Below are 8,649 nucleotides of genomic sequence, written 5' to 3' on the forward strand. Positions count from 1 at the left end.
GATGAAAAGGTATCTTTAGAAAGGCTCCTTTACAAGCGTCCTCTCGGTACGGCCACCAGCCCCGCCCCCGCTCCCGTCACGGCGATCGCCCCGTCCTGATCGGTCCGCAGCACCCGCGCCCCACCGCCCCGCAGAGCCTCCATCGTCCGGGGCGAGGGATGGCCGTACGGGTTGTCGCGCCCCGTCGACACGAGCGCGAGCCGCGGCCGTACGGCCCGTATCAGCCCGGGGTCCTGATGGGCCGAGCCATGGTGGGCCACCTTGAGCACATCCACCGGCGCGAGCTCCGGACGGGCCCGCAGCAGGGCCCGCTGGGCCGGCGGTTCAAGATCGCCGAGAAGCAGCAGGGTCACTCCCCCGGCGGTCCGGACGAGCAGCGTGACACTGGCGTCGTTCGGTCCTTCGGACGACACCCCGAAACCCGGACCCTCCGTCGGCCACAGCACCTGCCATTCCAGCGCCCCTGCCCGCCGCCGCTCCCCCGGCCCCGCGACGATCACCGGCACGCGCGCAGCCGCGGCCGTCCGCCGCACGAACCGGGCCTGTGCCGGCGGCTCCTCCAGCCCCGTCGTCTGGATCGCCCCCACCGACCGCCCCCGCAGCACCCCCGGCAGCCCGGCCACATGGTCCGCGTGGAAGTGGGTCAGCACCAGCAACGGCACTCGTCTCACCCCGAGTTCACGCAGGCAGCGGTCCACCGACACGGGGTCGGGACCCGCGTCGACCACGACGGCCTCATCCCCGCCCGCCGCGAGCACCGTCGCATCCCCCTGACCCACCTGGCACATCGCGAACACCCAGCCCGGCGGCGGCCATCCGTTGGCCCACCGGACCAGCGGAACCGGCCGCACCACCACGAGGAGGAGCAGTACGGCGACGAGCGCGCCGACCAGCCGCCGGTACGGCAGCTTCCGCACGGCGAGCACCACCAGCGCGGTGAGCAGCGCGAGGGCCAGTCCGCCCCACCACCCGCCGGGCCACGTGAGCTCCGCCCCCGGCAGAGCGGCGCCGGTACGGGCCACCCGCGCGATCCACCCGGCGGGCCAACCCGCCACCCAGGCCAGGCACTCCGCGGCCGGCGTCCAGACCGGGGCCAGGGCGAGCGCGGCGAAGCCGAACACCGTCGCGGGCGCCACCGCCAGCTCGGCGAACAGATTCGCCGGGATCGCGACCAGGCTCACCCGGGCGGCGAACACCACCACGACCGGAGCGCACACCGCCTGCGCCGCCAGAGAGGCCGCCAGCGCCTCCGCCAGCCTGCCCGGCACCCGGCGCCGTCGCAGTGCCTCGCTCCACCTGGGGGCGACCGTGAGCAGCGCCCCGGTGGCCAGGACCGAGAGCAGGAATCCGTAACTCCGCGCGAGCCAGGGGTCATAGAGCACCAGGAGGAGGACGGCGGCGGCCAGCGCGGGGATCAGCGATCTCCGGCGGCCCGTACCGATCGCGAGCAGCACGACGAGCCCACAGGCCGCGGCGCGCAGCACACTCGGGTCGGGCCGGCAGACGACCACGAAGGCGAGCGTCAGCGCTCCCCCCGCCAGCGCGGTGGCCCGCAGCGACATCCCCAGCCGGGGCGCCAGCCCGCCCCGCTCCACCTGGTGTGCCCGCCCGGGCCGGCCGACGAGCAGGAGCAGGACGATGGAGAGGTTGCTTCCGGAGACGGCGAGCAGGTGCGTGAGATCGGTTGCTTCGAAGGCGTCCCGTAGCTCGGGCCCGATCCGGGAGGTGTCCCCGACCACCAGGCCGGGCAACAGGGCCCGCGCGTCGGGATCGAGCCCCTCGGTCGCCCGCCGCAGCCCGGCGCGGAGCTCCCCCGCCGTCCGCTGCGTCGCGCTCGGCAGGCCGATGACGTGCGGCGGGCCCGCCCCTGCGACCTTGAGTACGGCCGCGAAGGGCTCGCCCGGATGCGACGGCGGCGCGAGCCGGGCGCCGAGCCTCAGCCGGGTGGAGGGCAGGAGCCGCAGCCACTCCTCCCGGCCCTCCCCCGGCGGCACGATCAGCAGGACCGGCGCCCGGGTCCGGTGGACCGTACCGTCGGGCTGCTCGGCCCGGGTCACCTCGCCGTCCAGGACGACCGAGACGGGGACCGTCTCGCTGCCCCGCACGCGCGGCCGGGTGAGCCGGGGATCGGAGGTCACCGTCACCTCCAGCTGCGCCCGCGCGTACTCCCGCGCGAGCGCCGGTACGGGGCCCCGCCGCAGGTCCGCCGCGTGCAGTCCCGCCGAGGTGGCCCCCGCCGCGGCACACAGCAGGACCCCCGCGCAGGCGGTCGCCCGCAACCGCCATCCGGGCGCGCCCCGAGCCGCGTTCTCGCCGCCGAGCCACCGCCCCACGGCCGGTGCCGACAGGGCGGCGGCTCCGGCCAGGCAGACCACGACACCGGCCACCGTCCACCACCCGGGAACACCCACCGCGCAGGCCGCCGCCACCCAGGCCGCCACGGCGAGCGGGACGAGCCGGAGATCGGTGGGCCCCTCGCGCCACGGGGGCCCCGAGGCCTCCCGATCCGCGCTCGTCGTCCCGTCGCCGTTCATGGCCGGACCAGGGGTTCGAGGTCGGCGAACCTCCGCTCACCGATGCCGTTGACCTCGCGCAGCTCGCCGACCGACCGGAAGCCCCCGTGCTCCGTGCGATGGTCGACGATGTGCCGGGCGAGGACCGGGCCGACGCCCGGCAGGGTGTCGAGCTGCTCGACGGTGGCCGTGTTGAGGCTCAGCGGGATTCCCGGACCGGCCCCGCCGGCTCCGGTCCCCGGACCGGAGCCGCCGACCGGCGTCCCCGGCAGGCCGACGAGGACCTGCTCACCGTCGAAGAGGACACGGGCCCGGTTGAGCCCCGTGAGATCGGCGCCGGGCTTCGCCCCGCCCGCGGCGCGCAGGGCGTCCGCCACACGCGAGCCCGCGGGCAGGGTCAGCACTCCGGGCCTGCGCACCTTGCCGCCGACGTCGACGATCACCTTCCCGCCCGCCGCCGGCCCGGGACCCGGTCCCGCCCCTCGTCCGGCCGGTGTGGCGGGCGCGGCGGCGACGGGGGCCGCGCGGACGAGTTCGGGCGCGCGCACCGGCTCCGGCCGACCCGTCCAGAAGTAGCCGCCCGCGAGGACCGCTGCCACCACCAGGACCACCGACAGCGCGGCCAGTGCCCTCGGTTCGAGCCCGCACCGGGTCTGCACCCACACCGGCGTGCGCTCGCGCAGCGTCGCCGCCATCCGCTTCCACGCGCCGGGCGGGGACCCCCGCTCCACCTCCTCGGGAGCCCCTGGAGACTCCGCCGGAGCCGCCGGTACCACCGGTGCCGCCGGTGGGAACAGGGCGTCCCCCCGCCGCCGTGCGACGCCCCCGGGAACCGTCGCGGCCGTCCTGACCCGGGCCCGCCTCCTGGCCCGCCCCACGGACGTACCACGCGCCCCGAGGCGGCTCCGCCCGTCGGAACCCGGCGCCCTGCCGGGTCCGCTGGACGGAGCTCCCGCCGCGCCCAGGACGTCGGGAGTGGTCGATGCGATGCGTGTACGAAGAGTCATGCGGGTGACGGTAGGGAGCACCGCTGTGCCGTGCGGGACTCACCTGGCTTCCGTGGACAGGGAGAACCCTGTGGACAACTCCGTCACTCCCGCGAGGGACAGCCCGACTCAGCGCGGCGAGACGACGACCGCGAGAAGCCCGGGCCCCGTGTGGGCGCCGATGACCGCCCCCACCTCGCTGACGTGGAGTTCCCCCATGCCCGGTACCCGCTCCTTGAGCCGGTCGGCGAGGACGGCGGCCCGTTCGGGCGCCGAGAGATGGTGGACGGCGATGTCGACGGCGCCGGAACCGGCGCGTTCCACAGCGATCTCCTCGAGCCGCGCGATGGCCTTCGAGGCCGTCCGCACCTTCTCCCGCAGCTCGATCCGCCCGCCGTCGAGTTCCAGCAGCGGCTTCACGGCGAACGCGGAGCCGAGCAGCGCCTGCGCCGCCCCGATGCGCCCGCCGCGGCGCAGATGGTCCAGGGTGTCGACGTAGAAGTAGGCGGAGGTTCCCGCCGCGCGCTTCTCGGCTGCCGCGACGGCCTCGTCCGGCGAGCCACCCGCCTCCGCGACCTCCGCCGCCGCGAGCACGCAGAAACCCAGCGCCATGCCCATCATGCGGGTGTCCACCACCCGCACGGGCACCGGGGCGTCCCTCGCGGCGAGGACGGCCGCGTCATAGGTCCCCGAGACCTCGGCGGACAGATGGAGCGAGACGACGCCGGGCGCGCCCGCCTCGGCGGCCGCTCGGTAGGCCTCGGCGAAGATCTCGGGGCTCGGCCGCGAGGTGGTGACGGACCGCTTCTTCTGGAGGGCCTCGACAAGGGCCCTGGCCGAGATCTCCGTACCTTCCTCAAGGGCGCGGTCGCCGATGACGACGGTCAACGGGACCGTGGTGATGGCGTGCCGCTCCCTCGTCTGGCGTGGCAGGTAGGCCGTGGAATCGGTGACGATCGCGACATGCCGGGACATGAGCGGGAGGTTACCCGCCGAAGCCGCCGCACGGCAGCCCGGCCCCCCGTCAGGTGGTGGTCTCCGGGCGGGCCGACTTCTCCCAGGGGTAGGTGGTCCGTCGGGGATCGGGCGCCGTGATCGCGGGCGGCTCACCGCCGGCGCCCGGGCCTCCCTGGGCCGACTGCCCTGACGCCCCGGCAGGGCGCGCCCATTCCTCCCCGGCACGGGCATCAGCCCCGGGAGCGGCCGCAGCCCCCGGTACCGGTCCCTGGGTGGTCTCCGGGTCGCTCCAGTGGCGCAGCGCATCCGCCTCGACGTCGATCTGGTCGCTGAGTGCCGACAGGTCGTCCTCGGCGAACTTGAGTGCGCGGTCCCGGGCGGCGCGGCGCAGCGCGTCGGCCGAGCCGGTGATCCGCTGGGTGCGGGCGGTGAGTTCGGGAAGCTGCCTCGCCACGTAGGCCCGGTCGGGCTCCCGCTCGAGGCGCTTGAGGTCCTCGTCCAGTTCGAGTCCGTGCCCGCTGAGCCGGTGGAACAGGTCGAGCGATTCCTTCAGCGAGGCGTCCTCTCCGACACCGGCCTGCAGCGCCTCCTGGGTGGCCCGCATCGAGGTGCGCAGCGACAGCCGCAGTCTGGCCAGCTCGCCGGCGACCCCGGTCTGGCCGAAGCTCTTGGCCCGCAGCGTCGTGTCCTCGACCGTGCGCCTGGCCTGGTCGAGGGTGCGGTCGACGCCCCGCTTGGCGGCCTTGGCCGCCTTCACCGTGGCGTAGACCCCGAGCACCACGAACGACAAGAAGAGCAGCGCCATGATCGTGATAATCGCGGCTTCCATGTGCGCCCCTCCGGCGTCCGTCGAGTCCCCACGGATGTGGTTCCTCCACGGTAAACGGAACGGGCAGGCCGAGGGTTCCATCGGAACCCCCAACCTGCCCGTAGGGGAAACCCCTATGTGCCGTCAGGCATGCCGTCAGCCGGCGACGATGTTGACCAGCTTCGGCGCCCGCACGATCACCTTGCGGATCTCCGCGCCGCCCAGCGCGGCGACCACGTGCGGGTCACCGAGCGCCAGCGTCTCGAGCTCGGCGTCCGTGATCGAGGGCGAGACCTCCAGGCGGGCCTTGACCTTGCCCTTGATCTGCACGACGCAGGTCACGGTCTCGTCGACAACGTACGCCGGGTCGGCGACCGGGAAGTCCTGGTGGACGACCGAGTCGGTGTGGCCCAGCTTGCGCCACAGTTCCTCGGCGATGTGCGGGGCCAGGGGGGCGACCAGCAGCACCAGCTTCTCGGCGACGGGCCGGGAGAGCGGGGCACCCGACTTCGTCAGGTGGTTGTTCAGCTCGGTGACCTTGGCGATGGCGGTGTTGAAACGCATGGCCGCCATGTCCTGCGAGACGCCGTCGATCGCCTTGTGCAGGGCGCGCAGCGTGTCCTCGTCGGCCTCGGTGTCGACGACGGTGACCTCGCCGGTCGACTCGTCGACGATGTTGCGCCACAGCCGCTGCAGCAGCCGGTACTGGCCGACCACGGCGCGCGTGTCCCAGGGGCGGGACACGTCCAGCGGGCCCATCGCCATCTCGTACAGGCGGAGGGTGTCGGCGCCGAACTCGGCGCAGATCTCGTCGGGCGTCACGGCGTTCTTCAGGGACTTGCCCATCTTGCCCAGGACGCGGCTGACCTTCTCGCCCTGGTACCAGAAGCCGCCGTCCCGCTCCTCGACCTCGGCCGCCGGCACGGCGATCCCGCGCGCGTCCCGGTAGACGAAGGCCTGGATCATGCCCTGGTTGTACAGCTTGTGGAAGGGCTCGGCCGAGGAGATGTGTCCCAGGTCGAACAGCATCTTGGACCAGAAGCGCGCGTACAGCAGGTGCAGCACGGCGTGCTCGGCGCCGCCGACGTACAGGTCGACGCCACCGGTCGGCATGCCCTCGCGGGGGCCCATCCAGTACTGCTCGACGGCCGGGTCGACCAGCTTCTCGGAGTTGTGCGGGTCGAGGTAGCGCAGCTCGTACCAGCAGGAACCCGCCCAGTTGGGCATGGTGTTGGTCTCGCGGCGGTAGCTGCGGGGGCCGGCGCCGTCGCCCAGGTCCAGGGTGACGTTCACCCAGTCCTCGTTGCGGGACAGCGGGGTCTCCGGCTGGGTGTCCGCGTCCTCCGGGTCGAAGGTGCGCGGCGAGTAGTCCTCGACCTCCGGCAGTTCCAGCGGCAGCATCGACTCGGGCAGCGAGTGGGCGACGCCGTCCTCGTCGTAGACGATCGGGAAGGGCTCGCCCCAGTACCGCTGGCGGCTGAACAGCCAGTCGCGGAGCCGGAAGTTGACGGTGCCCTCGCCGATGCCGCGGTCGGCCAGCCAGGCGGTGATCTTCTCCTTGGCGTCGACGACGCCAAGGCCGTCCAGGGAGATGTCGTCGTTGGCGGAGTTGACCAGCTTCGCCTCGTACGAGGAGAAGGCGTCGTCCCAGGTGGACGGGTCGGTGCCGCGGTCGTCGCTGGGCTCCACGACACAGCGCATCGGCAGCTCGAAGGCGCGCGCGAAGGCGAAGTCGCGGGTGTCGTGCGCCGGGACGGCCATGATGGCGCCGGTGCCGTAGCCCATCAGGACGTAGTCGGCGATGAAGACGGGAACCTGCTCGCCGCTGACCGGGTTGGTCGCGTACGCGCCGGTGAAGACGCCGGTCTTCTCCTTGGCGTCGGCCTGCCGCTCGACGTCGGACTTGGACGCGGCCTGCTTGCGGTAGGCGTCGACGGCCTCGGACGGGGTGGCGTGTCCGCCGGTCCACACGTCGTGGGTGCCCTCGGGCCAGGCGGCCGGGACGATCTTCTCGACCAGTTCGTGCTCGGGAGCCAGGACCATGTAGGTGGCGCCGAACAGGGTGTCCTGGCGGGTGGTGAAGACGGTGATCGCACCGGTGTCGCCGACCTGGAAGTCGACGCGGGCGCCCTCGGAGCGGCCGATCCAGTTCCGCTGCTGCAGCTTGATGGCCTCGGGCCAGTCCAGCGCGTCCAGATCGTCGAGCAGGCGGTCCGCGTAGGCGGTGATCCGCATGTTCCACTGGCGCAGCTTGGACTTGAAGACGGGGAAGTTGCCGCGCTCGGAGCGTCCGTCGGCGGTGACCTCCTCATTGGCCAGGACCGTGCCCAGGCCGGGGCACCAGTTGACGGGCGCGTCGGAGGCGTACGCCAGGCGGTACTCGCCCAGGACGTCGGAGCGCTCGGCGGCGCTCAGCTCGCTCCACGCGCGCGTGGTGCCCGGGACGTCACGCGTGCCGTTCTCGAACTGCTCGATCAGCTCGGCGATCGGACGGGCCTTGCCGGCCTCGTCGTCGTACCAGGAGTTGAAGATCTGCAGGAAGATCCACTGGGTCCACTTGTAGTACTCGGGGTCGATCGTGGCGAACGACCGGCGCTTGTCGTGGCCCAGGCCCAGCCGGCGCAGCTGGACCTTCATGTTCTCCATGTTGGCCTCGGTGGACACGCGCGGGTGCGTGCCCGTCTGCACGGCGTACTGCTCGGCCGGCAGGCCGAAGGCGTCGAAGCCCAGGGTGTGCAGCACGTTGTGGCCGGTCATGCGCGCGTGGCGGGCGAAGACGTCCGTGGCGATGTAGCCGAGCGGGTGGCCGACGTGCAGGCCCGCACCCGAGGGATACGGGAACATGTCCATGATGAACTTCTTGGGCCGGGCGGCGATCTCGGGGTCGCCCGCCAGGTCGCCGGTGGGGTTCGGCGCCTCGTACGTGCCCTCGGCGTCCCAGAAGTCCTGCCAGCGTGCCTCGATGTCGGCGGCCATGGCCGCCGTGTAGCGATGCGGGGCCGCCGTCTCGGCGGCCGTATTGATCTCGGTCATGGTCCTTGAAGCTCCATCGATCGTCTCTGCCCACTGCCACGGACTGCCGTGAAATGAAAAATCCCCTCGCACAGGAGGGGACGCCGCGCCGACTCCGACAGATGTCTGTCATCCGTCGGGACTGATCAGCGCGGCTCGGTAAGCAGAAGGCGTACGGCACGCATGGCGCCAGGGTACCGCAGGGCCCGAGCGGGCCGCACCGGCGTTCCACGGAGCGGCGCGGTGTGTACGGCGAGGGGGACGGGCACACGAAGAAGCGGGGGCCCCCCACCCGGGGGGGCCCGGGTTTTGTGTGGGGGGTAGGTGAATTGTACTGCAGAACTCCAGGAAACCAAGCAAGGCCGGAAACAAC

At 73.0% G+C, this 8,649-nt stretch carries 5 protein-coding genes; all 5 read right to left on the bottom strand.

All coding sequences use genetic code 11. The features are described from left to right. Positions 1-29: 29 nt before the first annotated feature. Positions 30-2,534 (bottom strand): ComEC/Rec2 family competence protein, encoded by a 2,505-nt coding sequence (locus ACFVYX_RS00990; protein ID WP_389679151.1) that lies wholly within the window; start codon positions 2,532-2,534, stop codon positions 30-32. After that, a complete protein-coding gene (locus ACFVYX_RS00995) occupies positions 2,531-3,520 on the bottom strand; it encodes a helix-hairpin-helix domain-containing protein (RefSeq protein ID WP_389679152.1) in 990 nt (329 codons plus the stop codon). The genes ACFVYX_RS00990 and ACFVYX_RS00995 overlap by 4 nt, the downstream gene beginning before the upstream one ends. Before the next feature lie 108 nt (positions 3,521-3,628). Then, the gene (locus ACFVYX_RS01000) at positions 3,629-4,474 is read right to left on the bottom strand and encodes a DegV family protein (protein WP_389679153.1); all 846 of its coding nucleotides are present in this window, start codon (positions 4,472-4,474) and stop codon (positions 3,629-3,631) included. 49 nt (positions 4,475-4,523) lie between these two features. Beyond that, positions 4,524-5,285, bottom strand: coding sequence for a hypothetical protein (locus ACFVYX_RS01005; protein ID WP_389679154.1), 762 nt, complete (start codon positions 5,283-5,285; stop codon positions 4,524-4,526). A 135-nt stretch (positions 5,286-5,420) separates the two neighbouring features. Next, entirely contained in the window at positions 5,421-8,297 is a 2,877-nt protein-coding gene (gene leuS, locus ACFVYX_RS01010) for a leucine--tRNA ligase (RefSeq protein WP_389679155.1), read from the bottom strand. Positions 8,298-8,649: the final 352 nt, after the last annotated feature.

Origin of the sequence: Streptomyces sp. NPDC058326, assembly GCF_042879855.1 — a bacterium.
In the GTDB taxonomy this organism is placed as follows: Bacteria; Actinomycetota; Actinomycetes; order Streptomycetales; family Streptomycetaceae; genus Streptomyces.